At 62.5% G+C, this 26982-nt stretch carries 36 protein-coding genes; 30 read left to right on the top strand and 6 right to left on the bottom strand.

Annotated features, from left to right (window positions below; translation table 11 throughout):
- The first annotated feature begins 10 nt into the window (after positions 1–10).
- On the top strand, positions 11–643 hold the full coding sequence (locus tag PV796_RS30990; RefSeq protein ID WP_274916859.1) for a M15 family metallopeptidase: 633 nt from the start codon (positions 11–13) through the stop codon (positions 641–643).
- A gap of 17 nt (positions 644–660) precedes the next feature.
- Here the strand turns inward: PV796_RS30990 and istB are convergent, their stop codons facing one another.
- From istB to PV796_RS30965, 5 genes are all read right to left on the bottom strand, one after another.
- Entirely contained in the window at positions 661–1491 is an 831-nt protein-coding gene (gene istB, locus PV796_RS30985; RefSeq protein ID WP_342456935.1) for an IS21-like element helper ATPase IstB, read from the bottom strand.
- Positions 1488–3164, bottom strand: coding sequence for an IS21 family transposase (gene istA, locus PV796_RS30980; protein WP_446750638.1), 1677 nt, complete (start codon positions 3162–3164; stop codon positions 1488–1490). The genes istB and istA overlap by 4 nt, the downstream gene beginning before the upstream one ends.
- 379 nt (positions 3165–3543) lie before the next feature.
- On the bottom strand, positions 3544–4611 hold the full coding sequence (locus PV796_RS30975; protein ID WP_274916858.1) for a tyrosine-type recombinase/integrase: 1068 nt from the start codon (positions 4609–4611) through the stop codon (positions 3544–3546).
- 196 nt (positions 4612–4807) lie between these two features.
- The gene (locus PV796_RS30970) at positions 4808–5449 is read right to left on the bottom strand and encodes a hypothetical protein (protein ID WP_274916856.1); all 642 of its coding nucleotides are present in this window, start codon (positions 5447–5449) and stop codon (positions 4808–4810) included.
- Positions 5450–5638: 189 nt separating this feature from the next.
- The gene (locus PV796_RS30965) at positions 5639–5830 is read right to left on the bottom strand and encodes a hypothetical protein (protein ID WP_274916855.1); all 192 of its coding nucleotides are present in this window, start codon (positions 5828–5830) and stop codon (positions 5639–5641) included.
- Between the two features lie 388 nt (positions 5831–6218).
- On the opposite strand from PV796_RS30965, the gene PV796_RS30960 reads away from it, so the two are divergent.
- Entirely contained in the window at positions 6219–6728 is a 510-nt protein-coding gene (locus tag PV796_RS30960) for a hypothetical protein (protein WP_274916853.1), read from the top strand.
- Here PV796_RS30960 and PV796_RS30955 read toward each other — a convergent pair.
- The gene (locus PV796_RS30955; protein WP_274916852.1) at positions 6711–6986 is read right to left on the bottom strand and encodes a hypothetical protein; all 276 of its coding nucleotides are present in this window, start codon (positions 6984–6986) and stop codon (positions 6711–6713) included. The genes PV796_RS30960 and PV796_RS30955 overlap by 18 nt on opposite strands.
- Between PV796_RS30955 and PV796_RS30950 the strand changes: the two genes are divergently transcribed.
- The 28 genes from PV796_RS30950 to PV796_RS30815 all read left to right on the top strand — a co-directional run bounded on the left by PV796_RS30950 (position 6973) and on the right by PV796_RS30815 (position 26786).
- Positions 6973–7539: a hypothetical protein gene (locus tag PV796_RS30950; protein ID WP_274916851.1), complete on the top strand. Its 567-nt coding sequence runs from the start codon at positions 6973–6975 to the stop codon at positions 7537–7539. The genes PV796_RS30955 and PV796_RS30950 overlap by 14 nt on opposite strands.
- A 2387-nt stretch (positions 7540–9926) precedes the next feature.
- Positions 9927–10139: a hypothetical protein gene (locus PV796_RS30945; protein ID WP_274916849.1), complete on the top strand. Its 213-nt coding sequence runs from the start codon at positions 9927–9929 to the stop codon at positions 10137–10139.
- A gap of 10 nt (positions 10140–10149) precedes the next feature.
- Complete coding sequence (locus tag PV796_RS30940) at positions 10150–10662, top strand: hypothetical protein (RefSeq protein WP_274916848.1); 513 nt, start codon at positions 10150–10152, stop codon at positions 10660–10662.
- 44 nt (positions 10663–10706) lie between these two features.
- Positions 10707–11480: a hypothetical protein gene (locus tag PV796_RS30935; RefSeq protein ID WP_274916846.1), complete on the top strand. Its 774-nt coding sequence runs from the start codon at positions 10707–10709 to the stop codon at positions 11478–11480.
- Between the two features lie 9 nt (positions 11481–11489).
- Positions 11490–11702 (top strand): hypothetical protein, encoded by a 213-nt coding sequence (locus PV796_RS30930; RefSeq protein WP_274916845.1) that lies wholly within the window; start codon positions 11490–11492, stop codon positions 11700–11702.
- 14 nt (positions 11703–11716) lie between these two features.
- On the top strand, positions 11717–11893 hold the full coding sequence (locus tag PV796_RS30925) for a hypothetical protein (RefSeq protein WP_274916844.1): 177 nt from the start codon (positions 11717–11719) through the stop codon (positions 11891–11893).
- Between the two features lie 96 nt (positions 11894–11989).
- Positions 11990–12472 (top strand): hypothetical protein, encoded by a 483-nt coding sequence (locus PV796_RS30920; RefSeq protein WP_274916843.1) that lies wholly within the window; start codon positions 11990–11992, stop codon positions 12470–12472.
- Positions 12473–12558: 86 nt separating this feature from the next.
- The gene (locus PV796_RS30915) at positions 12559–12990 is read left to right on the top strand and encodes a hypothetical protein (RefSeq protein WP_274916842.1); all 432 of its coding nucleotides are present in this window, start codon (positions 12559–12561) and stop codon (positions 12988–12990) included.
- A gap of 7 nt (positions 12991–12997) precedes the next feature.
- Complete coding sequence (locus PV796_RS30910) at positions 12998–13309, top strand: hypothetical protein (protein ID WP_274916841.1); 312 nt, start codon at positions 12998–13000, stop codon at positions 13307–13309.
- A gap of 18 nt (positions 13310–13327) precedes the next feature.
- Entirely contained in the window at positions 13328–13759 is a 432-nt protein-coding gene (locus tag PV796_RS30905) for a hypothetical protein (RefSeq protein ID WP_274916840.1), read from the top strand.
- A gap of 291 nt (positions 13760–14050) precedes the next feature.
- Positions 14051–14302: a hypothetical protein gene (locus PV796_RS30900; RefSeq protein ID WP_274916838.1), complete on the top strand. Its 252-nt coding sequence runs from the start codon at positions 14051–14053 to the stop codon at positions 14300–14302.
- Positions 14299–14610 (top strand): hypothetical protein, encoded by a 312-nt coding sequence (locus PV796_RS30895; protein WP_274916837.1) that lies wholly within the window; start codon positions 14299–14301, stop codon positions 14608–14610. Before PV796_RS30900 ends, PV796_RS30895 begins: the two co-directional genes overlap by 4 nt.
- Before the next feature lies 1 nt (position 14611).
- Positions 14612–14974 (top strand): hypothetical protein, encoded by a 363-nt coding sequence (locus PV796_RS30890; protein WP_274916836.1) that lies wholly within the window; start codon positions 14612–14614, stop codon positions 14972–14974.
- A gap of 173 nt (positions 14975–15147) precedes the next feature.
- Positions 15148–15504 carry a hypothetical protein gene (locus tag PV796_RS30885; protein ID WP_274916835.1) on the top strand — a complete coding sequence of 119 codons (357 nt, stop codon included), beginning with the start codon at positions 15148–15150 and terminating at the stop codon, positions 15502–15504.
- A gap of 88 nt (positions 15505–15592) precedes the next feature.
- A complete protein-coding gene (locus PV796_RS30880) occupies positions 15593–16099 on the top strand; it encodes a hypothetical protein (RefSeq protein WP_274916833.1) in 507 nt (168 codons plus the stop codon).
- On the top strand, positions 16092–16403 hold the full coding sequence (locus PV796_RS30875) for a hypothetical protein (protein WP_274916832.1): 312 nt from the start codon (positions 16092–16094) through the stop codon (positions 16401–16403). Before PV796_RS30880 ends, PV796_RS30875 begins: the two co-directional genes overlap by 8 nt.
- Positions 16404–16615: 212 nt before the next feature.
- Positions 16616–17044 carry a hypothetical protein gene (locus PV796_RS30870; protein WP_274916831.1) on the top strand — a complete coding sequence of 143 codons (429 nt, stop codon included), beginning with the start codon at positions 16616–16618 and terminating at the stop codon, positions 17042–17044.
- A 180-nt stretch (positions 17045–17224) separates the two neighbouring features.
- A complete protein-coding gene (locus tag PV796_RS30865) occupies positions 17225–17989 on the top strand; it encodes an IS5 family transposase (RefSeq protein WP_274918887.1) in 765 nt (254 codons plus the stop codon).
- Between the two features lie 126 nt (positions 17990–18115).
- On the top strand, positions 18116–18871 hold the full coding sequence (locus tag PV796_RS30860) for a hypothetical protein (RefSeq protein WP_274916830.1): 756 nt from the start codon (positions 18116–18118) through the stop codon (positions 18869–18871).
- Between the two features lie 97 nt (positions 18872–18968).
- Positions 18969–19412 (top strand): hypothetical protein, encoded by a 444-nt coding sequence (locus PV796_RS30855; protein WP_274916829.1) that lies wholly within the window; start codon positions 18969–18971, stop codon positions 19410–19412.
- Positions 19413–19427: 15 nt separating this feature from the next.
- Entirely contained in the window at positions 19428–20561 is a 1134-nt protein-coding gene (locus PV796_RS30850; protein ID WP_274916828.1) for a hypothetical protein, read from the top strand.
- A 16-nt stretch (positions 20562–20577) separates the two neighbouring features.
- Positions 20578–20913, top strand: a complete 336-nt coding sequence (locus tag PV796_RS30845) for a hypothetical protein (protein ID WP_274916826.1) — start codon at positions 20578–20580, stop codon at positions 20911–20913.
- A 55-nt stretch (positions 20914–20968) separates the two neighbouring features.
- Positions 20969–21451, top strand: a complete 483-nt coding sequence (locus tag PV796_RS30840) for a hypothetical protein (protein ID WP_274916825.1) — start codon at positions 20969–20971, stop codon at positions 21449–21451.
- A 57-nt stretch (positions 21452–21508) separates the two neighbouring features.
- A complete protein-coding gene (locus PV796_RS30835) occupies positions 21509–22582 on the top strand; it encodes a hypothetical protein (RefSeq protein WP_274916823.1) in 1074 nt (357 codons plus the stop codon).
- 40 nt (positions 22583–22622) lie between these two features.
- On the top strand, positions 22623–23669 hold the full coding sequence (locus PV796_RS30830) for a hypothetical protein (RefSeq protein ID WP_274916822.1): 1047 nt from the start codon (positions 22623–22625) through the stop codon (positions 23667–23669).
- Positions 23670–23782: 113 nt separating this feature from the next.
- Entirely contained in the window at positions 23783–24118 is a 336-nt protein-coding gene (locus PV796_RS30825; protein WP_274916821.1) for a histone-like nucleoid-structuring protein Lsr2, read from the top strand.
- Positions 24115–24708 carry a hypothetical protein gene (locus tag PV796_RS30820; protein ID WP_274916820.1) on the top strand — a complete coding sequence of 198 codons (594 nt, stop codon included), beginning with the start codon at positions 24115–24117 and terminating at the stop codon, positions 24706–24708. The genes PV796_RS30825 and PV796_RS30820 overlap by 4 nt, the downstream gene beginning before the upstream one ends.
- A 209-nt stretch (positions 24709–24917) precedes the next feature.
- Positions 24918–26786, top strand: coding sequence for a DUF2075 domain-containing protein (locus PV796_RS30815; protein WP_274916819.1), 1869 nt, complete (start codon positions 24918–24920; stop codon positions 26784–26786).
- Positions 26787–26982 lie beyond the last annotated feature (196 nt).

The following is a 26982-nucleotide window of genomic DNA, read 5'->3' as shown; positions in this document are numbered from 1 at the left end:
CTGACGGCTCATGGTCTTGCTGAGCGATCCTCGGGTGATCAACATCCCTGTGTTCGATTGTGGCGAACCCCTGGTAGAGATCGCGACCGTTCCGGCTGTGACGCTGGACCCACGGGAACGGGACGAGGCTGGGGAGTGTGGGCGGGTCAGGGCCGGGGTGCTCGACCGCTTGCGCTCAGCGTCCGAGAAGCTCCCTGCGGGCATCAGGTTCCTCGTCATCGAGGGCCATCGCAGCCTGGCTGAACAAGGACGTCGGTTCGCGCTGTATGAGGAACGTTTGCGCCTTTCGGGGATCACGGACTCGGCCGAGCGTCGGCGCCGGGCCAGCGCGTTCGTCTCTCCGGTCGAGGTGGCCCCGCACTGTGCCGGCTCCGCCATCGATCTGACGCTCATCGACGCCGATGGCGTCGAGCTGGATATGGGCGGTCCGGTGAACGGACACCGCACGGGCGATGAAAGGACATGCCCACTTGACGCTCCGGGGCTGTCGCAGGCCGCACGGGATAATCGCAGCCTCTTGGCCCAGTGCCTGCGTGAAGAGGGCTTCGTGAACTATCCCAGCGAATGGTGGCATTGGTCTTATGGAGATCGCTACTGGGCGCTCATGACTGGTGCCCGCGCCGCCATCTACGGGCCGATCTGACCCTCCGCGTCGTTCGCTCACCGTCCAGAGGCGTTGGCGCGTTCAGACGCGGTGGCTTGGAAACGGTAGGACTCGGTGCCGGTTTGGATGAGCGTGCAGCGGAAGGTGATCCGATCGGCGATGGCCGCGCAGAGGCGAGCGTCGCCGAAGGTCTTGTCCCACTCGGCGAACGGGGAGTTTGTGGCAACCGCGGTGGCCTTCCGCTCCTCCCGCTCCGTGAAAATCTGGAACAGCAGCTTCGCACCCTTCCGGTCCAGGTTGAGGTATCCGAACTCGTCCAGGCACAGAAGGTCGACCTTGCTGTAGCGGGCGATCACCGAGGACAGGCGGCGGCCAGCATCGGCCTCGGCAAGCTCGTTGACCAGCGCGGAGGTGGTGGTGTAGCGGACCGAGAGGCCGGCTTCGGCGATCGCGGTGCCGACCCCGATCAGCAAGTGGGACTTGCCGGTGCCGGAGTCGCCGATCAGCACCAGAGGGCGTCCCTCACGGACCCAGGCCGGCGACTTCAGGTCCGCCACGACCTCCGGGGTGACGTTCGGATTCTTGGAGAAGTCGAAGTCTTCCAGCCGCTTGGGCCGGGGGAACCTCGCGGAGCGGACCAGCCGCTGCTGGCGGCGAACCTCACGGTCAGCGAGCTCGACCTGCAGCAACTCCAGCAGGAACTGCTTGTAGGTGGCCTGCTCACGCCGCGCGGTGGCAGCCAGTTCGACGAACCGCTCGCGGAACGCAGGGAGTCTCAGGTCCCGGCATGCCTCGTCGATCAGCACGTCTTCCGGGTCCCCGGGCAGCGACATCCGCCGCGGCGGCACCTTTCCCGCGTCGGTGATCGGCTCCGCAATCGCGGTCATGCCCCATGTCCTTTCCTCGTGGTGGCCTGACGGGTTTTCGCCACCGGTGTCAGCAGCCGGTCGTACTTGCTCATGTCAGGCAGCGACGTGCGTGGGTCCGGCGGCAGCCGACGGGCATGCAGCGAGATCACCCGGGCGCCCCCGGCATCCGCGACCGGCTCGCCAGCCTCGTCGCCCTCGGGAGGGGCCGAGGAGAACTCGGCGTCCTCGGCGTCGGTGCCTTCCATCGCCTTGCGGGCCTCGATCGCGACCAGGTCGGTGGAGACCGAGCCGACCCGCAAGCAGGTCTCCATCGCGGTGACCAGGGCATCGGCGGGAAGTTGCCGGTGCAGGAGCAGGACCTCGATCAGCATCCGGGTGCCTTCGCGGTCCCCGGCCTTCTTCTTCGCCGCGGCCCAGAACGCCTCGTGGACCTTGGTAAAGCCGCCCTCCGCACGTGCCTGCGCAAGAGCGGAGGCCCCAGCGAACGCGCCGGGCTTGACCAGCAGGATCTCCAGGTAGTGGTCAAGGATGTCGTGGTAGGTGTAACGGCGCGTCAGCCTCGGGTGCCGAGCGACGACTTCACGGCCATCGAACACCCACAATTCGTTGGCCCGCAGCTTCACCCGCACCTTGGAGCCGATGAACTTCGCCGGCACCGAGTAGTAGCACTGCCGCACCGTGATCCGGCCGTTGCGGGCGACCACCGGCGTCAGGTCGATCCCGCAGTCGTAGCCGTCGCCCGGCACCGGACGCAGCAACCCGCGCTCCTGCTCGAAATCGAACCCGATCGAGGTCGGACGGCCGTGGACATGACGGGCATCCTCCGCCGCGTCGATCGCGGCCAGGCGCTCGTTCAACTCCGCCAGTGAATCCACCTCAGGCGGCGGGACCAGGTGCTTCCTGCGGAACCTACCGCCCTCATGCTCCACCCCACCCTTCTCATGGGCTCCCTCTTCGCCCGGGGTGCAGTAGAACGCGGAGAAGGAGTACCAGGACTTGAACGCCGCCCACCTCGCCGACTCCGCCCGCGACCGCCCGAACAACACCTGTTTAACCGCCGGCTTGAGGTTGTCGTACCGGATGTGGACGGTCGGCACCCCGCCCAGGGCCTCGAACGCCTCCACATGGCCTTCCAAGAACGCCTCCTGGGATGGCGTCGCGTAGACCCGGTGCACCGCCTTCCCGCTGTAGGACATGCGCAGCGTGAACAGCACGCACTTGCGCCGCTGCCCGGCCAGGTCCAGCCACACGTCCGCGAAGTCGACCTCCGCCTCCTCGCCCGGCTGCTTGGCCTGCGGAACCATCCCCTCCAGAAACCGGCGCCCCTCGGCCATCTCCAGGGCGATCTCCGGCCGCCGCTTCTTCACGTACTCCCACACCGTGGTGTGCCGGGCCAGCTCGAAATCGTGCTCAGCCGCCAACCGCTCCATGATCCGCACGATGGTGTGCCGCTGCTTGGACGGAGCATTCACGTCTTCACGCAGCATCGCGTCGATGAAGCCCTTCACCGGCTCCAGCACGCTCGGCCGCGGCGGCGGCTTCTTCCGCTTCGGCGGCACCGGTGACGCAAGTGCCTTCCGCACCGTGTTCCGCGACACCTTGAACCGCACGGCCAACGCCCGCCCCGACAGACCCTGCTCCCGCTGGGCCTGGCGGATCTTCTCGAACAGCCACTCACGCGACCTGGACACACGGGTCTCCTGACACGACCGTGATCATCAAGCACAGCGTGAACGGCCAAACAGCCCAAGCCACCCATTACGCCAACAGCGGCATGCCACACACCATCACACCACCCGGCTCCCAAACTCACCGGAACTGCACTGGCCCCACTTCTCGCCGGAACAGTGGCTCCCAAACACCTCGGTAAAAACACCCTGACCATGGCCATTGGGGCGTACGTCACGCCAGGCAGCGTCGGGTAGATCTCTTCCAGGATGAGCTTCGCCTTGAGCTGGTATGTCAACCGAAGCTCGTAGCCGCTCGTGCAGTTGTGGTCCATCATGTGACCTACGCCATCGGTTTCGGCGATGGCCATGGCGACGTACTCGACGTCAGCTTGCGAATAGTTCATGTAGTCAACTCCTCCACAATTTCCTTGACTTGACCGTCGAAGCGCATCTTGAGCAACGGGTAGATCCGCTCCAGGAGGTCCCGGGCCTCGGCCAACTCTGGCGGAAGTACCGAGGAGGCAGCAGTCCTCGCAGTCGGTGAAGCCGCAGCTGCGTCGAACGCAGACTCGTGGTCGGCTTCCTCGTCCTTGTCGGGGTGGGCGAGGTGGGCCCCCAGCGCATGCGTCGGCGAGGACGACAGCGCGCGCCGACGCGAGTCGTAGTCCTTCGTCGTTCGGGGGTCCTTGTGATGCACCGCTTCCTGGACGAAGTCGAGGGGGATGCCCATCTCCAAGGCGAGCGTAATGAACGTCGCTCGCAGGTCATGCGGGTGCATGTGGCGAGAGAAGGCGCGGCGCGCCAGGCGCACGATGGTGTCGTAAGCGCCCTGCCTAGTGAGTCTCTTCCCGGTGCGCGTAACGAACAGCGCGCCGCTCGTACGGCCGTCCACGGTGCGCAGAAGCGCGCTGTACACCCGGCGGTTCAAGGGGGTGTCTACGGGAGTGTCTTCACCCTTGACGATCGTGGTCAGCACGGGCTGGTTGAGCACAGTCCCGAGGTCGGCGACGTCGGCTTCCACCACCTCGCTAACGCGCAGACCGGTCTCCAGGAGAAGGAGCACCAGGGCGTACAGACGCGGGCCTGAGTAGTACGCCTCCGTCAGGAGCACCTCCGCCTGTTCCTTCGTCAGGCCGAGCGACTTCTTCGACGAGACCGTCGCACGCTGAGTCCCTTCGGCAGGGTTGCGCTGGCAGCGTTCGGTCTCGCGGGCTGCGTAGTTGTAGAAGCTCTTTACGGCGGCCCGAGCTCGGTTCCACGCGGCCGGTCCGACGCCATGTTCGGTCAACCAGGTCGCGTAGCTGTCGACGTCGATTTGCCGGGCATCGAGCGGGTTGGTCTCGCGCCGTTCGCAGTGTTCGAAGTAGCGCCGCACATCCCGCTCGTACTCGGTCCGGGTGCGTCCCCGCAGTGACTCCAGCCAGTCCTCCTTGGCCTTGTCCGCGTCCGGGTATGCGACTGCGGGCATGGTGTTCCTCTCCCCTGGCTAGGACGGACGGGATTGCTACACCGCCCCATGAAGTCCGGTGCACTTGTTGATCAGCACCTGGAGGATCACCTTAACAGCCAACAAAGAGCACTCCAAGAGCATTGCTCTTGCCGTTCGGTTTAGACATGCAAAAAGGACCCGCCCCTACAGGACGGGTCCCTGATACTGCGACAGCTCACCCGGTCTTAGCTTGCGCCGCCTCGTGCATGGCCATCACCTTGCCGTAGAGCACCAATGCCTCCGGCGGAAGATTGGCCCCCTTGGGCAACCTTCCGACGAGCGCGGCCTCCTTCTCACTGAACTGACCGGGATTCCGCTGGAGTTCGTACCGCAGCACGCCACGGATCTCAGCCATGTCTTCCAAGTCACCGGTGTGCTGTTCCCAGCTACCGTCGGCGTCATCGACGGTTGAGCGCAACCGTCGCCAGGCGGCGATGCACTTGTCAGGCATCCGCCCTTGGCGGTGCTGCGGTCGGTCGCTGGTCATCATCTCGACGAGAGCTTGAACGGCTTCCTTCTCAGCGTCATCCAAGAAGAGCTTTGGGTTGCTCTCCCAGGCCCGCTTCAGCCACGACTTGATGTCATCCGAGGTGGCCAGGAAGCCAGTGTCATCGCGCCAGACTTTCTTGGCTCCATCGGGGGCCGCCTGGTTGCCCTTGATGAGCTTCTTCAGGAAACGTTCGGTGGGGGCAACATGCTGCCCACACAGCCAGACCTCGTAGTTCTCGCCATTGAGGCTGACCGGGTATGGGCGGCCCTTCACCTGCGCACCACACAGATCTTCGCCGTGCAGTTCGTACCCGCAGATCCCACCCATACCGTCTCCCAGCAGTCGTGTTTACACCTCGCAGCTGGTTGCAGGCACGCCCGCAACCGCCCTCGTAGGGTTGCACGGGCGACTGTAACAGGTGCGCACTAGTTGGTATGCATGAGCAGTGCTCTTTTGATCAAACCCATACGCCATAGATGGGCGCCCTGTCAGAGGATGAACGCGCCGGCTGGGCAGTCACGCCGCTTCCTGCACTCCTGACGATGCACGAACTTCATCGGCCATCTGCCGCAGCAGCCGGCGTTCCCAGTCAGAGGGCACCACGTAACGCACTTCCCCAGTGTTCCGGTTGACCACGAACGGCAGCCCGTCCAACCCACCGAAGGCGTACAGGAGCTTGGCTTCAACCGAGTCCGCACCCAGCTCCACGGTTCCCCCCAAGCGACTCCCCCTCTGCCGTCCCACACGAGCAGGGCCGACCTCGCCGTCCAGGGCGGCCCCATCCCCCCTTCCGCCGCGCCACTGGTTCGGCAGATTACGCATCCCTACCCCCTCGCCCCCGAAAGACGTTGTCCTGCTGCACGCCCACCATATCGAACAAGATTCGAACACTTGATGGTGCGCACGCGCCTGCCCTGCCGGGCGAGCATGCACCCGAAAACGGCGCACTTGGTCTGTTACTGACGATCACGATCATGTATCGCAGAATGCCTACTGTCAACTAAAGTGATCAGTGCGCTCGTTATCTGCTCCACCCTGACCGGACCAGCCAAATCCGGGCAAGACACCCCACATCCCCGGCAGACGGACCCGCCCCATGCCCACCCTCGCTGCAAAGCTGGCCTACCTCCTGCGTAGGAGACGCCGCCCAGACGGCGAGCTGCCCTCAAATCGCGACCTCTCCGGCGCCATCCAGCAGCTTCCCGGGTACACGCGCGGAGGGTCAGTCGGCCAACTCTCCAAGCTGCGACGCGGCGAGGACGAGAACCCCAGCATCAACACCGTCCACCAACTCGCCTCGGTTCTCGATGCTCCCGCAGCCTTCCTGCTCCCCGGCTGGGACGACTACATCGCCCTCGACGTCCTCAACCGCGACTCGACGGCCCGCGACATCGTCAGACACCTACGCGACCTACCGCCCAACGAAGTTGCCCACCTCCTCACCTATCTACAAGAGCGACGCGAGCAGCTCGGCCTGGAGCGCCACGTCTCCACGGACACTGTCGACGAGACCCCCGACTCAGGTGACGTTAACCGCAGGCACCGACGCCGCCGGACCATGAGGGAGGCCGCAGAATATGCGGCAGACTCACTGGAAGGCGTCTGAGCTCTTGAACAGCACCACAACAACGGCATCATCCACACCCTGGGACGCCGCAATCTTCGGCAGCGTTGCCCTCCTCGGCGCGATCGTCACCGCACTCTGCCTCATACGCGCCAGGCGGTCGCCCACTGTGGCCAACAGATCGATCACCGTGGCCTTCGGCATCTGCTCCATCGGCGTCACTTTCGCCATCCCGGCCGTCCACCAGGCCGCTTCGGACATCACCGGCATCGACAACATCGCGAAGTTGATCGCCCACATCTGCGCGATCCTCTGGTGCGCCGCACTCCAGGTCACGATGGTCGACATCGCGTATGACCCCAGCTATCTACGCACCGCCATCTACCAGCGCGCCACAGTTGCCGTCGTCGTCCTCGCCGCGATGATCCCGCTCTGGTCCAGCGCCAACGCCCACGATGGCATCGAGTTCACCACCGCACACGCCAGCGACACCGAAGTCAGGATCTACCTGCTCATATACCTCGGCTACACGTTCCTCACGTGCACCGAGCTGGCCTTCATGTGCGGCAAGAGCGCATTCCTCAACTGGCCCGGCCGCCCCTGGTCGAGCTGCGGCTATGGCTCCTCCGCCATCGCCGCCGTCTTCGGCATCGCCTACACCATCTCGAAGGGGAGCTACCTGATCGCCTACACGGTGGGATCGCCCTGGGACCTCAAGATCGAAGAGAAGCTGAGCCCCGCATTGTCGGGCATCTCGATCATGTTCCTCTTCATCGGACTGACCTTGCCCGTGTTCGGCTGGCTCATCCGCAAGGCCCGCCGGAAGCCCGTCGCCCTGGAAGCCGACGCCTAGCTCACCGCGACACCGAAGCCCCTGGAGTGAGGACCTTCTCCAGGGGCTTTCGCATGCCCAGCACCTGATCAGTCGCCGACGAGGGAACACCGCAGCGCCAACCTGACGCCCAATCAGCTTGATAGATCGTCAGGTGACGAGGATTCGACTGCACATGGTGAGAATGGGCCCGTTTTCCGGCCTGAGCGGACGTCACGCTAAGCGACATCGCCCATATTGCCTGATACTGCCTCACCGTCAGGGCCTCGTGCCGAGAGTGACACCAGGGGGCGCTTTTCACAAGCGCACGTTTAAGGGTGGGGGGTGTCACTTTGGGTGACCTTTCGCAAGAGAGTGGCACACATCACACGCCGCAGCATCATTGGCACGCGTTTCAAGATGTCCGCGAATGTCGCTTGCGCCAGGTATCACACAGACCAAACGCGCGTTTGGACAAGGTTCCCGCCGACGCGAGAGAAGAAAGCTCGCAGCTGTCAAGGGTCGTGCGTGCTGCCGCATACGCAGCGTGGAACGCACCCGCACACAGCGCCACAGAAAAGGTCACGGAAAGTACCGGCGAAAGGCGAGCGGCAAAAGGTGCAAAAGGTCGCTCGCGGCATTCTGATACTGCATCAGATTTCAGGGCACCCCGTGGGGCCACACCCTGACTAACGGACCATCACGCAACACGGAGAGTTGATACGCACACAGCGTAGACAATGAGGGGCATGCGCAGCCAGAGCGCGGGAGCACCTCAGCGCCTCTCTCTGCCTATATGGGAGTAGGGGTATGGGCGTTTCCCCGTCGCCCCCGAAAAACCTTGCGGGGAACGCAGGGTAGCCATGGCGGAGAGTCATTGAAGCGCGTACCAAGATAGACCAATCGCGGGGTGCTGTAACGGCGCGACGACGGGGCGCAATGGCAGCGCAATATGACACATCGTCAAGTAAAAAAACTGACACGGCATCACCTTTCCTTGCGTGACAACTCCGCGCGCTCATCACAAGGCGCCCCACGAGCGACGGTTCCGGCAAGGCGCGTAACCGCCCCGCCCCAATCGCCGACGCCCCAGTCGGGCGCCACGACCGGAGAGTCACACAGGGCGCGCGTGTGGGCCTCGTAGCGCTTACCGCGACAAGGGACACGGGCGCCAATACGCGCCGGCACACCGCCGTTGCGGGCCATGCGGTCGCACCACAGCGCAGAGCCACTCCCGACACCACCGACCACACTCCCCACCCTTGACGTTGTTGTGCAACGTCAAGCGATGTGCAATGATGTGGCTACGCCGAACAGCACGGGGCGCACACCTCGGGCAGGGAAGCTAGTCATTACCTCGCACTGCATACCGAGTAGGGGGCATGGAGCCCCTGAACATGCGGCGCAAGGGATGGCACCCCAAACAGATGACTTGACGTCGCTAGACAACGTCAAATCATCTGGTAGAGTGGGAACCACACCGACCGGGAACGGCGGGACCGGCCACAACGGCGCTCCCCCACGTGAACGGGAGGCGGCTTCTGCGCCTTGAGCGCATGAGGGAGTCGTGACACGACCACAAACAAAAACCGTCGTAGGTGACTCGTGAGGCTTGAAAGCCCACTGGCCGACCCCGATTACTCCCGTGGCCGATTCGTCCGGCACGGGCCGGCAGGTAATCAACTGCTTGCCGGGTGGTTTTCGTCAGTAACCCAGTGGAGTAAATCCAGAGCCTGTGATCGATAGACGTGCTGCACCCTGTTTCCCGACAGGTCCGGTTTCCGAGCCGGAACCATGTGCGGTGGTCGCAATACGAACGGTTCGTTCCTTGATTCGATAAACCGAGTAGGCAACGCTGGGAAGCCGCGCCGAAAGGGGGTGAGTCACACTGTCTCTGACAAAGATGGTGTGCGGTCGGTGGAAACAACCACATGGACTCATGGGGCACCCTGCCTAGCGGGGCACCTATGGGAGACGGGGCTAATGTAACGACAGCCGACGATAAATAAGACGTGTTATACCCCCGCGAACTGAGCCACGCGGCCTAAGTAGCCGGTGGTGCGGTAGTCGGGTGGACGGACACGCAGCAATTAGCGCAAGGCGGACTACGGGAGTTTTCTGCAACGCACCTTGTTTGGGCACCAACCCACTTGCGCCGGGTAACTCGCAGTTATGCGAGACCCAAAATCTTTGGTTGGACGGACATGCGCTCATTCCAGTAGCGGGTACCTGAGCGGCCCGCGTCCTATCAGCTAGTAGGTGAGGTAACAGCTCACCTAGGCAATGACGGGAGTCCTGCACGGAGCCTACCGTGCCCGGATTTCGATCCGGAGGGATGAGAATCCGGGACGTGAATTAGTGTATGTCCGTCCCCCAAATCGAGTCGCACGGACAGTAGGGTCCGTCGGCTGGATACGGGAGAGCCAGAGATGAACTATCTCAACCACACTTTTACGTACACGATCGCTGGAAGGGTGGTGACTTCCGGTCAGATCAAGACGTGGGAACCTGACGGTCGCACGACCTTCCGGGTCTTTGAATCCGCCTATCCTGATCTTTGGCCGGTCGGCAGCATCGGCGAGCTGTACCAGGTGCTGTTCCAGCGCAAGGATCTGATCACTATCACCAGCCGCATCAAGTAGGTAGGTCTCCATGGTCATTAAGCTCTGCCAGTTCTGTGACGACGAGACTCCGGCCGTCGCCCGCGTCTACTTCGCCTGGACTCGGCTATCTGACGGCGAACGCGAGGAGTCCGAGAAGAACCTGTGCGCAGACCACATGCGTAGCAAGCGCTCAGAGTTCACCGACGGCTCCGAGGATGGTCCGATGGACCCGGCCTTCGAGGTCTTGGCGGAGTTCGACGAGGCGCTGGAGGCTGTCGCGAGCGGGCAGTGGGACCAAGAGCTGGGGTACATCCACCCGTCGGGGATGCGGTTCGTGTGGCACCACGGCGCGTACATCGACGTGTTCGTGGAGTTTGGCGACAGCACCGCCGTCGCGACGATCGGGGTCTACGACTACGGCAAGGGTGCGCCCACGATCTCCACGTACGAGGAGTTCAAGCGGGAGTGTGACGAGTGGGTGACCGAACTCGACGACCATGACCGCCAGGCATACGCCAGCGAAGCCTTCTGGCAGAACAGGGACAGTCGAGAGCAGCGCTGACACCACGATTTAGTAGGGCCGAGCGGTTACCCGGGAGGGGAATCATGCAGATCAGTATTTCGATGACGGATGAAAAGGGCTTCGCGATCGTTGCTCAGCCGGATGAGAAGCACGTATCGGGACCGTACCCCGCCCCCCTGGGCCCGATGAACCGAATCGACGACACAGACAAGACCAACGGGGCGTGGAACGACGGGTACTGCATCATCGTCGACTCCGCGAAGTGGATTGAGCAACGCACCGCTGGCGAAGCCGAGGAGATGACGGAGCGGTGGGAGCACTTCAAGGACGCGGTGGCGGAAGAGATCGATAAGTACGCGGACGAGCACAGCGTGCTGCGCGCGTTCCTCAAGTCGCTTGAGATCGATCCGGACAACGGTGACGATGTCCTGACTGTCTTCATGCCCAACGTGGAGACCAACCTGGACCAGGAGCTTTCCGTCCTCGCTTTCGAGCACGACGGCTCCTGCTACGCCGCTGTCGCGGAGGTGAGCAACCACCGTGCGGGCTCGTACACGATCTACACCGACCCCACAACGGATCGGGCGTACTGGTACGAATACGACTACTACGAGCTGGCCTGCCCGAAGAACTACGAGCACAGTCTGACTGTCCAGGGCTCGGAGATCGTCGACTACGGCGGCAGCTTTCACACGTTCCGAGACCTGTTCCCTGACGGGCTGATCCAGGACTGCCACGACGAAGAGGACGCCGGCGAGGGACACCCGACGTGCGGCGCGTACGCCGTGTGCGGGAGTCACCACGTGTTCTGCCCGGAGTGCGGGACAGTCATGGTCCCCTACAGTCGCGAGTTCTGAAGGAGAGCCATGTCTTTGATCGTTCGTGAACGCAAGATGGGCATTCTGAAGGCTGGGAAGATCGAGTTCAGCAACGACAACGGGCGGTTGATTTGGTCCCCGAACACAGGCGCCTTCTACAGGCCGGTCGGCACGGCCGAGTTCTTGCTTAACGACGTGGGAGCGGAAACGCGCACTGAAGCCAAACGTATCGCTGTCAAATACCTCCACGGAACCTACTGATAGGGGCAAGTCGAATGGACCCCAATGAGGCGCTGAAGAACATCCGGAAGGCATTGCAGGATTACGAGGCGGATACTGACTACGACGAGGACGGAAGGATCGAAGCGGTGAGCCGGTTGCAGGAAGCCTTCGAGTGTCTCGACGAGTGGTTGAAGAAGGGCGGTTTCCCGCCGTCGGACTGGCAATGCTGAACTCGGTAGCCCCGTGAGGAGAAGGCGACCGGTTCGAATCCGGCGCGGGGCACTCACAGATACGACCAGTTCTTTAGATCCAGGAGAGGACTTCTCATGCGCACGTTGCAGGAATTGATCGAAGCTAACGGGATCAAGGTGCTGCCCGTCTACACGCACTCAGTGGATGGTGCACCCGACGGCGGAAAGGATTACGACGTCTTCGATTGCCTCCTGACGCTGGAGGCGGAGGTGAGTCTGTACGGCGGTCGGTTCAACGCCCGCACCCTCCTCTTCCGTGGGTTCGGGCAGTCCCCCACTCTCAGCCGCCGTCAGAACGGTGACGAGTTGGTGCCACCCACGGCGCCAGAGGTCCTGGAGTGGGCGCTCTCTGATGCTTTGGGTATCGACAGTCACGATGACTGGCGAGAGTGGGCCCGTGAGTACATGGGCAGCGACAGCGGCGCGGCCGGATTCGAGGAAGGGCTGACCGCGTATGACAAGTACCAGGAAGCCAAGCGGTGGCGTGACGACCTGGTGGCCTTCCTCGGTCCGGAGTTCGAGCAGTTCAAGAACGCAGTGCTGAACGGTGAGGGCTGAGTAGGTACGACCGCATCCCTGTTCCTCTCTTCTCTATCCCGATCCATTTCTTGGGTCGGGATTTTCGTTTTTTGGCAGGAGGATCGTTGTTCACTGAATCCGAGATCCGAGAGGCGCTCAAGGAACAGCAGCAGTGTGGCTGGGATGATCCCCAGAACAGCCTGGAGATTTCCCTGGTGGACATGTATGGCCGTCAGCAACACGACGCCACCGTGGTCGCGGCCGTCGTCTCCTATCTGACGGAACACATCCCGTCGAGCAATGGCCTGTTCGAATTCGTCGACCTCGATGCGGCGGAACGTGCTTTCCAGCGGATATACGCCGCCGCCGACGAAGTCGCACGAGACTGGGCGGAGGATCATTGGGACGGCTTCAATGAGGTTGGAGGCGAGCACTTCGACTACGCCGCTTTCGGGCAACGCCTCATGAGAGACAGCCCCGATGTGTTCATCACCGAGCCTGACTCCGGTCAGCTCGTATGCTTTTGGAACCCCAACGGCATCCCCAATTCGAGGTAGGCACGCCATGGCAATGAATGACGCAATCACTCTGGAGATCAAAGGGCGTGGTCAGTACCAGACGACTGCGCACCACCTCTCTGAACTCGTAGCGGAATACTTGCCTGCATCTATCGAATCTCTACGCAAAGTGCTGCGTGAATTCTCAGGGGATGAGTGCGAGGGGCACTACGACGATGACGACACACTGATGTCAGGCTCGGGCATTGGCGAGGCCACCCGTTGTGACGGTTCGTGTGTTCGCGCATACGGAGATCTCCAGACAGTCATCGAGTGCTTAATGGTCATCGCTGAATATCGCGGATACGCGACGAACTGAATCGGAGGTTGGTACGACATGCAGGACGACCAGGAGCAGAAGCAGAGGAAGGGCCAGTACTTCCACTTCGAGCCGTTCGTGTACGACATTGATGCCGCTCTGGAGATCATTCGCACTGAGCCACGGCCAGATCGCCTTCAGGAGATCGATGTCGTCGTCTGGGCACGGTCCCTCGGCCTGGATAAGAGTCGGGAAGAGATTCTGCAAGGCAGCAGCATTCCACTGCTGATCGGCGAGGTCGATGAGCAGTACGCCCGCACGCAGGTTGATCTGAGTGTGCCACTCATCTTCGCCGACCTTTCCCAAGAGGGCGAGGAACCGGGCTACATGCTGATCGATGGTACGCACCGACTCCGACGGGCCTCTATCGAGGGTGTGGCGAAGCTGCCTGTGTTCCTTCTCGATCGTGTCGAAGCGCTGCGCATCAGGGATGTGAAGTTCTACCGGTGAATTGGTGGCCCCAGAGCATGCCGTGAGGGTGCCGGATCGAATCTGGCCTGGGGCGCTCATCTCGTGAGGTTGCGGATCAACTCAACTGAATTAGTTGGTCCGTTGATGAATTTTCGAGTGCCGACGGATAGTGTTCGTCGGCATCGCGTCGTTTTGGGGAGAGGACAACGCATGTCGCAGACGACTTACACGCGGTACAACGCCCTTACGGGGCCAGAGGTTCGGCCGATTGGGGAGCCGGTAACTCATGTCGGCGATTCCGCTGATGCTCTGGCTGAGCAACAACGCCTTGTGCGCGTACGGCCCTTCTACCAGGTCGCCGAAAGCAGGAGCTGCCTGACGCCGGTGCGAAGCCCCTACGCGTTCGAGGCCAGGGTCACGCGGGCCTGGTCCGACGACATGGTCTCGGTCCAGTTGACGTGGAGCACGGCGAACGAGTGGGCACTGAGGGCTGCCTACAAGGTGAGCGAGTTGCACGACGTGCACGCATGTGAGTGCGCAGCTTGTGTCGGTGACGGCATCCACGCGAAGGAGGGGGCGTGACTACAAATCAGCTCACCGTTGACGGGGGCACCGCTGAGCAGTTCCTGGCCGAGCTGTTTGAGTTCGAGTACTGCGTCGAGTGCGGAGGCGATGCCGAGCACCACACGGCATCCCCTGACATGTTCGGCAAGTGGCACGCCTGGTGCGATGCCAATGGCACGTCGGTCCCTTCTGAGCCCGGCTATCACTCCACCTTGTGCGGCAGTCCGGTGTGGGAGGGCAACGGCTCAGGTACAAGGTACTGCGCCAGTCTCAAGGGCAAGGGGCTGGACTGGTGCCCCAAGCACGACCGTCTGAAGAGGAGTTGATATGGGCGACCACTTTCACATCGGGTTCAACACCGTCGGCTTCGAGCCGAACCCGGAAGATGTGCAGTGCCTTGACGACGACGTCTTGGCAGTCTCGGCGTTCGAGGACCTGCTGACGGACTACATCGACGAGTCTGCGGAGCAGTGCGCCCACTTCGGAAATGATTCGGAGTGGGTCGGGTGCTCGTGCGCCTGGTGCGCCCTCGTCCTCCAGGTCGAGAGGTACCGGGACGACATCGGTGACGACTCAATCTGGCACCGCCTCCTAGAGAACGGTCGGGACGGCGAGGTGTTCGGCCCACCCGGCCTCCAGAAGATCGCGTTCTGGGTGAAGCGGATGGACGGTGCTTGCTGTGCCGCGTAGGTACGACGACCAGGGCTTCGTGATCGTGCGGGACAACTCGGACCGCTGCCGAGACTGCGGTGAAGACAACGAGAACATCTGTTACCAGGAGATTTGCCCGGAGACGCTGATGAGCGCGTCCGTGTTCTGCCTGTGCAGGAAGTGCGACACGGACCGAGAGACGGAGCAGGATCATGCCGGGAGCTGAAGTAGCGCACCAGATTGGGGCCGAGGAAGCCAGTACAGCGTCGTACGGCTGGATCATTGACATCGAGCACGAACCGTCGGGGGGACGCGACGAGACCGGCACCATGGGTCCGCGCAACATCGCCCCCCAGATTGAGGCGCGGCTGCGTAAGGGCGAGGGGCGCACCTTCCGCATGTACGACGCCGATCAGGTCCTGAACTACACGGGCCGGATCATCACCTCGGAGGACGACGAGGGCAACGAGGACGACTTCGCCCCGCTCGATGGCTTCGGCGAGCCCAATGTGGGCTGCACTGAGATCCACTACTTCGACTCCGCCACTCAGTCGTGGCGCGAGCTGTAGGTACGACACCTGCCTGGCCCGAGACACACGTGGATGTAGGAGGCCGGGCTTTTCATGCCCGAAAACTCTGGGAGAGACGATGTCGACGATGTACACCCTGGTCCAGCACTCCGGCGGGTTGGGGTTCGAGAGGGCGGTGGAGGAAGTTTCGGTCTCCACCAAGGGGGAGCAAGCCCGCATCCAGCGCGCGGGGGGTGTTCTGTTCAAGACGTACAAGGCGGCTTCGGACGCTGCGGATGCGGAGAACTTCCCGCCTGGCATCGAGGGGATCATCCCGCAGGCCAGAGGCACCTTCTCCGACAAGCTCGTCAACGGGCTGCGGCTCTACATCCCGCCTACCGGATTCAACGCTCCCGTGGTGAAGGACCCGGTGATGATCCAGGGCTGGGAAGTCAAGCTGTGCTACCCCGTTGCCGACCGTCGGCTGATCTTCGCCCAACGCGGTCCCGAGGAGTTCGTGGTGGCCACTATCCCGGCTGAAGGGATCCCGTACGAGTGGGCCCACGGTTCCTACCGGTCGGATCCCGGCAGCACGGCGCAGCAGTTCGCTACCCGGTATGCCTCCCTGGCAAGCCTGGAGCTGGCGGATGGCTAAGCGGGTCCAGTCCGGTGGCAAGACGCTCATTGAAGGAGAGGGTGGTATCGGCTGGGAGCGCCAGTCGACGGGCACGTACCAGGCCGGGCTGTTTGGTGTGATCTACGAGCTGGAGAAGCGCCGCAGGTCCACGGTCGAGCAGGGAGCCACCGGCTGGTACCTGTACAGCAGCGGCGCCCCGGACGGCAACTTCTTCGGCGATTACGCGAGCAGCACTCTGTTGGAGGCCATCGACGAAGCCAACGACATGATCCATCGGCTCGATCTGCGCGGCCCCGGCTACGAGCCTCAATCCGAAAAGTAGATATCAGTGCGTGCGCAGGGCGGCCCTACGTCTCGTCACATCAGCGGGGCCGCCCTGCCAGCCAGTCACTCCACAGAGCACTGGAGGCTCAGTATGGCACTCTACGTCGTTCAACTCAGCAGCGTCATCTACGGTTTCGGTGCAGCTCTTCAGAAGCAGCGCCTGTGAGGGCGCGGCTGTACACCCACTGGTCCGTCGGCCTGGACTCATGGGTGAGCACCTACGAGTGCGCGGTTGACAGGGGCCCCGTCGAGTTCACGTACTACCTGTCGACGGCCGTGGAGACCATTCCCGGGGTAGAGGAGACCGAGACGTGGTTCTACGGGCTGCGCACTGGGGCCGCTCGGGTGGTCAACGGCCGGATTATTGTGCGTATGCACTGGAGCGTGGACGTTCCGGTGGAGAAGTGGCGGGCCTGGCGTGCTGAGTACGACTGGGGTGTGGTCGTGCAGCCCGGCGTGCGACGGGATGCCCTGCGGTTCATCGCTCAGCAGTTGTACAGCTCGGGCATGCTGCCGGAGACCGACGCCGTGATGACCGTGACGCGGGCCAGAGAAGGCCGCACGGCCCTTTGGCGCACCATTCCTGACCCGATCCGCGTGTATCGGCCTGAGGACCGCAAGCGCGCTGGGGCACGGTAGCTCGCTGCGCTCCGTTGCCTGTCGTTCGATTCTCAGCACTTGATGCACCCGTGACAGTGAGCCTTTGCCAACCTGCTGGGCTTGATGGGGTGTTGGGGTGGGGCCCAGGTGCGTGACATGACGAAGCTCCTGGTAGACGAGTTCACGACCAAGATCGCTCGTCTGCTCCAGGAGCTTCGCGTGCTTGTCTACCCGTCCGCGCTCGACCTGTCCACTTCCCACCTGCGGTTTCTGACGGCTCAACTGGCTGCACACCGGGCCGGGCGGGGTACGCGCTGGCGCCGGCTGCCCGCTGGCCGACAGGCCCTGCTGGTGTTGGCGCACCTGCGCTGTGGGCACACGTATGCGCAGCTCGCAGCCGGGTTCAAGGTTGGTCTCAGCACCGTCTACCGATATGTCGCCGAAGCCGTGGAACTGCTGGCCGCCCTGGCGCCGGAGCTCGCGGCGGCGGTGAAGGCGGCACAGGGCAAGGCGTTCGTCATCTTGGACGGGACCCTGCTGCCGATCGACCGGATCGCCGCCGACCGACCCTTCTATTCGGGCAAGCATCGCAAGCACGGGATGAACGTGCAGGTCCTCACCGACCCGCACGGCCGACTGTTGTGGGCATCGCCCGCCCTGCCCGGCGCCGTCCACGACATCAAGGCCGCCCGCACTCACGGCATCATCAACGCCCTGTCTGATGCCGACCTGGCCTGCTGGGCGGACAAGGGATACCAGGGCGCCGGCGGGAGTGTCCGGGTGCCCTTCCGCGGCCGGCACAACAACCTCTCCGCAGGTCAGCAAGCTGTTAACGTCGCACATGCGCGCATTCGGGCTCTCGGAGAGCAGGCGATGGCCACGCTCAAAACGTGGCGCCTCCTGCGCAAACTCCGCTGCAGCACCACCCGCATCACCGGCGTCGTTCAAGCAGTGCTGACGCTTCACCTGAACTGCTCAAAGTGAGGTTGGCAAAGGCTCAGTGCTCAATGACTTTCAGCTCATGCGCGCTGTCACGTTCTCATGCTCAATTCGCTTGGTGGTGGTTCAAGTTAGGGCCGAGCCACTGCTCCGACTATGACAAGGATGCAGATGTCCGAGAAGAGCTACATGGACGTGGTGGACCCGTGGCTGCGCCAGCGGGTGGAGGCAATCCAGGAGCTGGTCGAGAAGGTCGATCTGCCTCACTTCGATGCTCAGGCCGCCGAGATCGAGATGCTTTGGAAAGACGTGTGCAGCTATGAGGAGACGCGTCGCATGCGCCGGGAAGCCCAGCGGAAGCCGAGGCTAGCAGCCCTGACCGTCAACCAGTTGGCCGAGATGCTCAAGGAGATGTCATCCGGCCCGTGGCCCTCACGGAAGGGCGCGCTGATGGCCGCCGTGCTGGAGATGGAGTGGCACAGCAATGTGGTCTGGAAGGCGTACCAGGACGCGCGACAGTCCTACCACCAGTTCGATAGCTGGCGCGCCGCGCTCAAGCAACTGCCGAGTCAGCTTCAGGATCTGGAGGACGAGGCGGCTGGCATCGTGGGGCGTTTGGAAGGCGAGAGCAGCTCCGAGAGTGTGTACAACATGAAGCGGTACGGGATGAGCAGCATGGTCTCGCTCTACCTGGCGGAGGCTGCGGTGAGCGCGCGGCTGGCGTACCAGGAGGGGGGCTACTATCCGGCGGTGATCGAGCTGATCAATCAGGCTCGTCGGATGCTCTTCTTCACCTCCGCGAGCCGGATGGAGGTCAGCCTGGACGGCGCGAGCGAGGTGGCGAAGCTGTTCGCTGCTCGGGAGTTGCTGCGCCTGGTGTCGCGTTGGGTGCCGCCGGCTATGCGAGTGTACGTTCCGGCTCCCTAGCCTGGTACAGCCCACGTCTGCCAGGCCCCGGTCCTTGCATCTGAGCCCAGTAGAATCTGGGAAATGAACTATTTCCCAGGAAGAGGCTAGGTACGACATGGCCGAAGACGTCGAATGGTTGCGGCCGGATTTTCGCGACAAGTGGGGCGAACTGATCTCAGGCCCTGATGTGGTTTCGCGTGCGGGGATCTCGCGCCAGACTTTCTCCAACTGGCGCAAGTCCCTCAAGACCGTATGCCTAAAGAAGCGTCAGTCTGGCGGGGGCCATCCCGTCCCTTATTTCGTCGAGGCTGAGGTCGCTTCCTACATCGAGAAGTACAGCGAGCGACTCCGCGATGGAAAGAGTGAGGAACGCTACAAGAATTCATGTAAGGAGCTGAGCGAGAACAATCGACGCCTGACATGGCTGGCTGAGCAGAAACAGGCGGTAGAGAGTCAACTTACGGCCCTCCGTGAAGAGGAAAAGAAGCTTCAAGATCGCAATCTGAGCCTGGAGCCGTTCGTGAAATCTTACGAGCGCGAACACGGCATCACTAATTAAGAATGAAGGGGAGCAGTGAGTACGCAAGCTGTGCCTGAACGCCGCACGAGCAAGCAAGTTCTCGAAATCGCGAAGAAATGCATCGAGGCGCTTGCAGGGCACATCAGCTACTGCACGTCCACTCCTGGGGTGCGCGAATACGCCGCCTTGCTATTGGAGGCCAGGGAGGACACTCGTGTACCTCCGCACCTGATCAAGTTCCTCCCCACTCACAGTGCGGCAGCGTACAGCGACTTCATGGCGTCGGCTCGGGATACCGCGATCTTCAACTTGTGGGGGAAGTCGAAGGTCGTCTACGCCATGGACGATCTCATGCTCCATTACCTCTCTGAGTCTTCCGTGAGCAAGATCCCCACGACCGTCCTGGAGGATCTTCCGCACTCGAACCCGTTCGTGATGCTTCCTCGGCCCGACTGGTCCGACCCCGAGGTCGCCTACTATCGGGAGCACATTGGGGTACCCATAGGAGCGATCGTCTTCGGCCGCTTCAACTCGGCCCGGCAGGTGTGCTCCACCAACGAGGTACGCCGCGAGGATCTCGGCCTGATGTTCGTCGGATGGCTCGACGCCCCCGGTCGTGGGCCGGTCCTCCAAACTCTGCGCTGCACCATTCCTCTACGAGGCGAGCACTTGACGGTCGACGACGTAGTCAACGCGACCGTTGCGAAGTTCCACTTCAACGATGACCTCGGCGAAGAGGACAACAGCAAGCTGGAGGCATGGCTGCGTCGCTACGTCACGCAGGTGTTCAACTCGCTGTTGTACGTCTGCACGGACCAGCCCGATACCGAGACCTACCAGCCTGCGGTCAACCGTGCCGGGAAGGCGAAGGCCGGCAAGAAGCAGCGACGGTCCCGCCCCAGCGACATCGACACCGTCGTCAAGGTGGGTTTCCGGCTCGGTCCCGCGCTGCATGCCGCGAAGCAACGCTCGGGCGCCAACGCCCAAAGCGGCGGCGAGGAGAGCGGTCGACGTCAGCGTCCTCACCAGCGTTCTGGTCACTGGAGAACCTTCTGGACCGGGCAGGGGCGCGCAACCGAGAGACTGAAGTGGGTCAAGCCCTACTGGGTTTCTCAGGACCTCCTCGACCAAGGATCTGTCCACGACGTTGCAGTCCGCCCCGTGAAGATGAAGGAGAAGAAGCAATGAGCAAGGAGAAGAAGCAATGAGCCCGGTCAATGTCTGGATCGAGGAGCTGGACGTCAACCAGCACATCGACGCCGCCAGGGGGCTTGACCTCACCACTGAGGAGGGCGCCGCCCGCTTTGAGCAGGTGAAGGAGGCTGTGTGCACGGAGCTGCGCAAGTCTCGTCACTACCGCACAGACGAACAGCTCCAGCAGCTCCGCTCCAACCCCCGCACCAATGAGCGTGGTGAGGGCTTGGTTCTGGCCCGCTTGATCAGGGATCTGAAGGAGGCAGGCAGCGTGGAGCAGTTCGACCGTGAGATGAAGTACGTCTACCTGTGGGGCAACGATCGCCGCGTCTGGCTCGGAGGATAGGTACGACCGTCCAGGAGCCCTGAAGCCCTCACGCCCATCACGAAGAACGGCTGACATGCCTGCCCCCTACGTCATGATCTCCGCCCAGGAGTTTTGTGAAATCACGGGCCTGACCATGGCCCGCTTCAAGCGCTACCGCACCCTTCTCCGCAACGCACCGCCCGATCAGAAACCATTTCCGACGGAGGTGTACGAATACAAGACCACTGTGATCTTCGACGTTGAGGAGCTTTGTGGCTGGTTCATCGACCTCTACGAGGACATGGTGGCCCTGGAGGAAAAGCGACTGAGCGAGGCAGTCAAGACGCTCCAGATCAGCACGGGAGCAAAGGACCTGGACGCGCTCGTCGATCTGTCTTCAGCCGTATCCCGGGCCCGCCTCGGCTTGGCCCTTTACTCCAACCGGGAACGGCCCAAACTGCAAAAGCAGCTTGACGAGGCGCACAAGAACTATGTGAAGCTGCCCAAGGAGATCCTCGCCAGTAAGAAGGTTCTCGCTGAAGCCCAGCGCCTTCTCAAGAAGCTAGATGCTGCATGACGGACCTTCCCGCCCCCTATTTCACACTCAAAGCAGCACAGACCAACTGGAACCGCCATGCCTAGCCCGTTCCCGTTCAAGCGGCAGTTGCCCATTACGGCCTCAACCCTGATTGAGTCAATCCAGAAGGTTCAGGTCGAAACCGTCGAGCAGTACCTCCGCCGCTTCAACGCGCTTGACTACGCTAAGACGCTCTCCAACGGCGGCAATCCCCTGCCTGGCCAAGAGAACAAGGAACTGCGCCTGCCAACAGAGAACATCGCCAAGTCGATCCAGATCAGCGCAGGCGACTACGCCGTCTACTGGACCTGGCAGAAGGCGAAGATCGTCTACGACGTCGAACCGACACTGATGCGATCCCTCGCTGAGATGGACACCACCGATATCCTTCCCGGCGGTGTTCTAAGTCAACTGCCCCACCCCAATCCGGTCTTCGTCTTCACCTCCGGGTATCCCATCCTTCACAAGGATCAGATGCCCGGCCTGCTGCGGGCGATGTATGTCACTGGCCGCCGTGCTGACAACACCATGTGTGACACCAGCGACCCTGAAGCCACGCAGTACCAGCTGACCTTTAACTCCGACCTCGTCAACGACGAAGGCAACGTGATCGACGGCGACAGCGTCCGCATCTCCATCCACCTCACCGAACACAGTTTCACCATCCGCAGCGTCATCGACAAAGTCCTCAAGGATTACGCCTGGGAACCGCTGCTCGGCGACCATGCCAGCGAAGAGCAAAAACGCACCTACCTAGAAACTCTCGCCCACTTCGGCGTGGCCCACCTGCTGTACGTGTGCTCAGACAAGGCGGACAGTCAGCGCAGGCCCGTCGGCCGCAAGCCTCCCAAGAAGGGGCAGCGCCCTCCACGCCCGCTCCAACTCCACCAAGTTGGCTGGCGTATTGGCCCCACCATCAAGGCCACTCGCGAGATGATCGAAAACGACCGTCGCTCTCAAAGCGGCGCTGGTCGAACGGTGACGCCTCACATCCGCAAGGCACACCTGCATACCTTCAAGCACGGCCCGGGACGAACGCTATCCAAGGTGAAGTGGCTCCCCCCGATCTTCGTCAACTCTCACGGCGAGCAGATCACAATCGAGGGAACTATCGTGCCCGTCCAGAAGTAGGTCCAGGTACAACGCGCCCTGTTCACACCGAAAGAACACCATGACACTTCAGGCTGACGCCGCTCGGGCCGCCAACACCAGAAAGCAACTGCTCGAATGGTTCACCGGGGACCAGGGCGAGAACACAATGCGAGTGCTCATGAACGAGCGCCCTCTCACTGCCGAGCAGCTACGAATCGCCGAACAGACCCGCCGAGCCACACGGCCGCACACCTACCAACCCGGTGAAGTAGCGCGAGAACAAGTAGACATCTCCGCTACCGCGCGGAGGCTGGCCGACATCGCTCGTGTAGGAACCCAGTTCGCTGACCTCTTCTTGGCCGAGGCCAGCATGTGCGACCTCGTGGAACAGGCCGGCCCCAGCATGCCGGACCAGCCACTGCGCGAGGACGACCCGATCTCTCCCTACGGTTTGGTGTACTTCCAGAAGCCGCTGGCCGACATCGGAACACACCTGCTGCCCATCGAAGCGATGCTGTGGTACCCACTCCCGCCTCAACGACCTGCCTCCATCGAAGAGGAAGGCATCTGCATCCTGCCCTGGGTCTCCACCGAGACCGTCGCACGGCTAACAGACCAGCGTGAGATCGTCGGGAGAGTCCCGAAGCTCTACTGCACAGCTTCCGTGATCTGGCCCTATGGCAACAAGTGGGGCCAGATGATCAAGGGTGCTCCACCGCCTGAAGGAGCCACACCAGAGCACTACCAGCAGCTCCTCGCAGCGTTCTGGGCACTCTGCAAGCAGGACAACGTCGCCGATCAGGAGAACGGCCCAGGCATCAAGCGGGGCGACTCCAGGCGATTTGCCAACGCAGGCATTCGACGCCCCGACCAACCAGTGCGCATCGTGAGCCTGCAACGTCGCCACACCACTCGGGACCCAGGTACGACGGGCGACTCCCGGGAGGTGGAGTGGAAGCACCAGTGGTGGGTCAACGGCTATTGGCGCAACACCTACTATTCCAGCATCGACTCGCACCGTCAGCAGTACATCCCGGGCCACTGGAAGGGTCCGGAGGACAAGCCAGTCCTCGGCGGCGAGAAGGTCATCGCGGTCAAAGCTCCGAGGAAACGGCCTAGCACATAGCCCCCTCAAAATCCGCAAATTCGACATCACACAGTAGGTGGCAATTGAACGGCTTAAAGTCAATGCCATCAGGCTGCTAGCCTCGCCACCTCTATACGCAAGGAGAAATACCAGTGGCACAGAAGGTTCAGGTCCTGCTCGTCGACGACCTCGACGGCGGCGAGGCCCACGAGACGGTCGTTTTCGCACTCGACGGTAAGTCCTACGAGATCGACCTCTCCGACGCCAACGCGGAGAAGCTGCGCAAGTCGCTGGCCAACTTCGTGAAGGCCAGCCGCAAGACCGGTGGGCGTGCCACGCCCGGACGCGGCAAGGCGCGTGCAGCGTCCAACGGGTCCCCCGACACTGCGAAGATCCGCGCCTGGGCGAAGGAGAACGGCTACAGCATCAACGAGCGTGGCCGCGTGCCCGCTGACATCCGCGAGGCGTACGAGGCGGCGCAGGTATGAGCCAGAACGACCCCCGGCTCGACGGCACTAGCCACCCCACGCCAGACACACTTGACTATCAGCGCCTTACCGAGGCCACAGACATGACCGTCGAGTGGGACATCCATGTCGACGGGGGAACTCGCGCTGCCGCCAGCAAGCGCTTTGACATGAACGCTGTCGACAAGTTGGCCATGAAGCGAGCGGATGAGACATCTGGCCTCTGGTCGACCCCTAGCCCTCGGGCTGACGAGATCCTCAGGAACTTCATCCACGTCTGGTCGGAAGGACTGATGCACGGAATTGTTTTCGTAGAGCAACGCAAGACGACTTCGATCTTCGGGAAGCTGCCCGATCACAATCTCCTGGGCGCTACCAACAGCATCATTGGTGGCCACTGGAGCCACGACCGCGAGCAACAGTGGGCACGACGCATCGATCCGAAGACGATGGTGCATGTTGCTCAAGCTCGCAGTACTCAGGCTGTCCAGATGCTCAAGCTGGATCGTCCTGACCCACTGAAACTGCGGTCCGCGCACGCGGCGCAGTGGGAAGACGGGTTCTTGATGGGGTTCCTCTTCGCTGAGCTGGGCGGTCACCGAGACGACTGACCTCAGCGGCCTGGCCCTGCCTGCTGTCGTCTGGTAGGCCGGGCAAGGCCGTGAGTTCTGTACGCAGGCTCTCAACTGCCGGTGGCACCCATTAGAGTGATCGTCGTTCTGGTTGCGGCCCGCCGGGCTTCTGCGCGCAGACGCGGACATGCCCCCACCCGCACACGTTTCGTCGTGTTGCCTGGGGATGTTCTGTGTCTTTACTGCGCATGTCTGCTCGTGCCCTCGTTAAGGAAGCTGCTGCCAACACGCTCGTCGAGAACCTCGCCGGGCAGTTCCGGTTCACCTACGGGTACGAGGCAGGCGTGAGCGAGCAGCGATCCTGGAAGCGCAGCCTCCCGGCCCTGGCCAACACTCTGCTCGACGCTGGGCTGGGAGACGTTGAGGTCTTCATCGAATACCCCGTACCGCTCTCCAGCTACCGAGTAGACGCTCTCCTCGCCGGTGCTCACCCCAAGACCGGTGAGCCCTCCTACGTGGTCGTCGAACTCAAGCAGTGGACCGAGGTTAGCGTGGTTCCCGATGCCGACGACCTCGTCGTAGTCAAGGGCATGGGGAACCACGCGAAGCTGCACCCCGTCGCCCAAGTCCGCCGCTACTGCGACCACATCGCCGACTTCACCAAGTCCCTTCATGGCAACGAACACCGCATTAGCGGAGCAGCCTTCCTCCACAACGCCACAGACTTCGGCGTCGACCCGCTGTTTGACCTAGACCCAAACGAGTACGGGCAGTTGTTCACCGGCTCCAGCAAGGGCAAGTTCCAGCAGTACCTCACCGACCGCCTTGCCCCCGTAACGGGCGCCGAAGCCGCAGACGCCCTGCACCCGGAAGCCATCGCCCCGAGCAAGCAGCTCATGCAGGTCGCCGCCGAAGAGATCAAGGAACGCGCCCAGTTCAACCTCCTCAACGAACAGCAGGTCGCCTACTCCTTGGTCCTGCGAGCGGTGAAGAAGGCCAAGCAGTCTGACTTCAAGGAAGTCATCGTCGTCACAGGCGGCCCTGGTTCAGGCAAGAGCGTCATCGCCCTCGAAATCCTCGGCGAGATGTACCGCAACAACTACACCGCCGTACACGCCACCGGCTCGAAGTCCTTCACCACGACCTTGCAGAAGGTCGCAGGCAAGGGCTCTTCCCGAATCCAGAAGCTCTTCCGCTACTTCAACAACTTCGTCCAAGCCGAGAAGAACGGCCTCGACGTGCTGATCTGCGACGAGTCCCACCGCATCCGGGAAAGCTCCAACACCCGCTTCACACGCACCGAGAAGCGCAGCAACCGCCGCCAGATCGAAGAACTCCTCGACGCAGCACGCGTCCCCGTCTTCCTCCTCGACGAGCACCAGGTGGTACGCCCCGGCGAAATGGGCACCGTTCAGGAGATCGACGACGCAGCCGCAGCCAAGGGCCTCGCCGTCCGTCACGTTAACCTCGACGGCCAGTTCCGCTGCGGCGGAAGCCGCGCTTACGAAGAGTGGGTCCTGCGTCTCCTCGGCCTGGCTCCCGGCGGCCCTGCTCCCTGGGCGGGCGACGATCACTTCCAGGTCCAGGTCGCCGACACTCCCCAAGAGATGGAAGCCATCCTCCAGTCCCACCAGGGCAACGGATACCAGGCCCGCATGACCGCAGGCTTCTGCTGGCCGTGGAGCGAACCCGTCATCGATGACAACAAGACGTTCGTTGGACTCGTCGATGATGTCCAACTCCCCGATTTTGACTGGAAGCGTCCCTGGAATGTCCAGGGAGATCGCGCTGTTGGAGGCTATCCCTCGAAGAATCTGTGGGCCACCGACCCCGCCGGCTTCTCCCAAGTCGGCTGCGTCTACACCGCCCAAGGCTTCGAGTACGACTGGAACGGCGTCATCATCGGCCCCGACTTCGTCTGGCGCGACGGCGTCTGGATCGCCAACAAGAAGGCCAGCGAGGACACCGTCGTCGCCCGCGCCAAGCAGGACGAGTTCGAGAACCTCATCCGCAACACCTACAAGGTCCTCCTCACCCGAGGCATGCAGGGCACCGTGCTTTTCTCCCCCGACAAGGAGACCCGCGACATGCTCCGCAGCCTCGTAGATGATCAATAGCCGTAAATAGCCGCAACTTAGGGAGCCTGTCCGACCTTCCGGATAGGCTCCCTTTCTCATACGGAAGGAGACCTTGATGAACAGTCGTCAGAGCTTGTACCACCCGAGTGCAGACGAAGTGATCACAGCGCTCAACGCATCCCCACACCCCCTCAAACTGTCGTGGCGGCAACGCCACCGTGGGTTCAAATCCCAC

Source organism: Streptomyces sp. WZ-12 (assembly GCF_028898845.1).
Lineage (GTDB): Bacteria > Actinomycetota > Actinomycetes > Streptomycetales > Streptomycetaceae > Streptomyces.
This window is presented reverse-complemented; position numbering and strand designations above follow the sequence as displayed.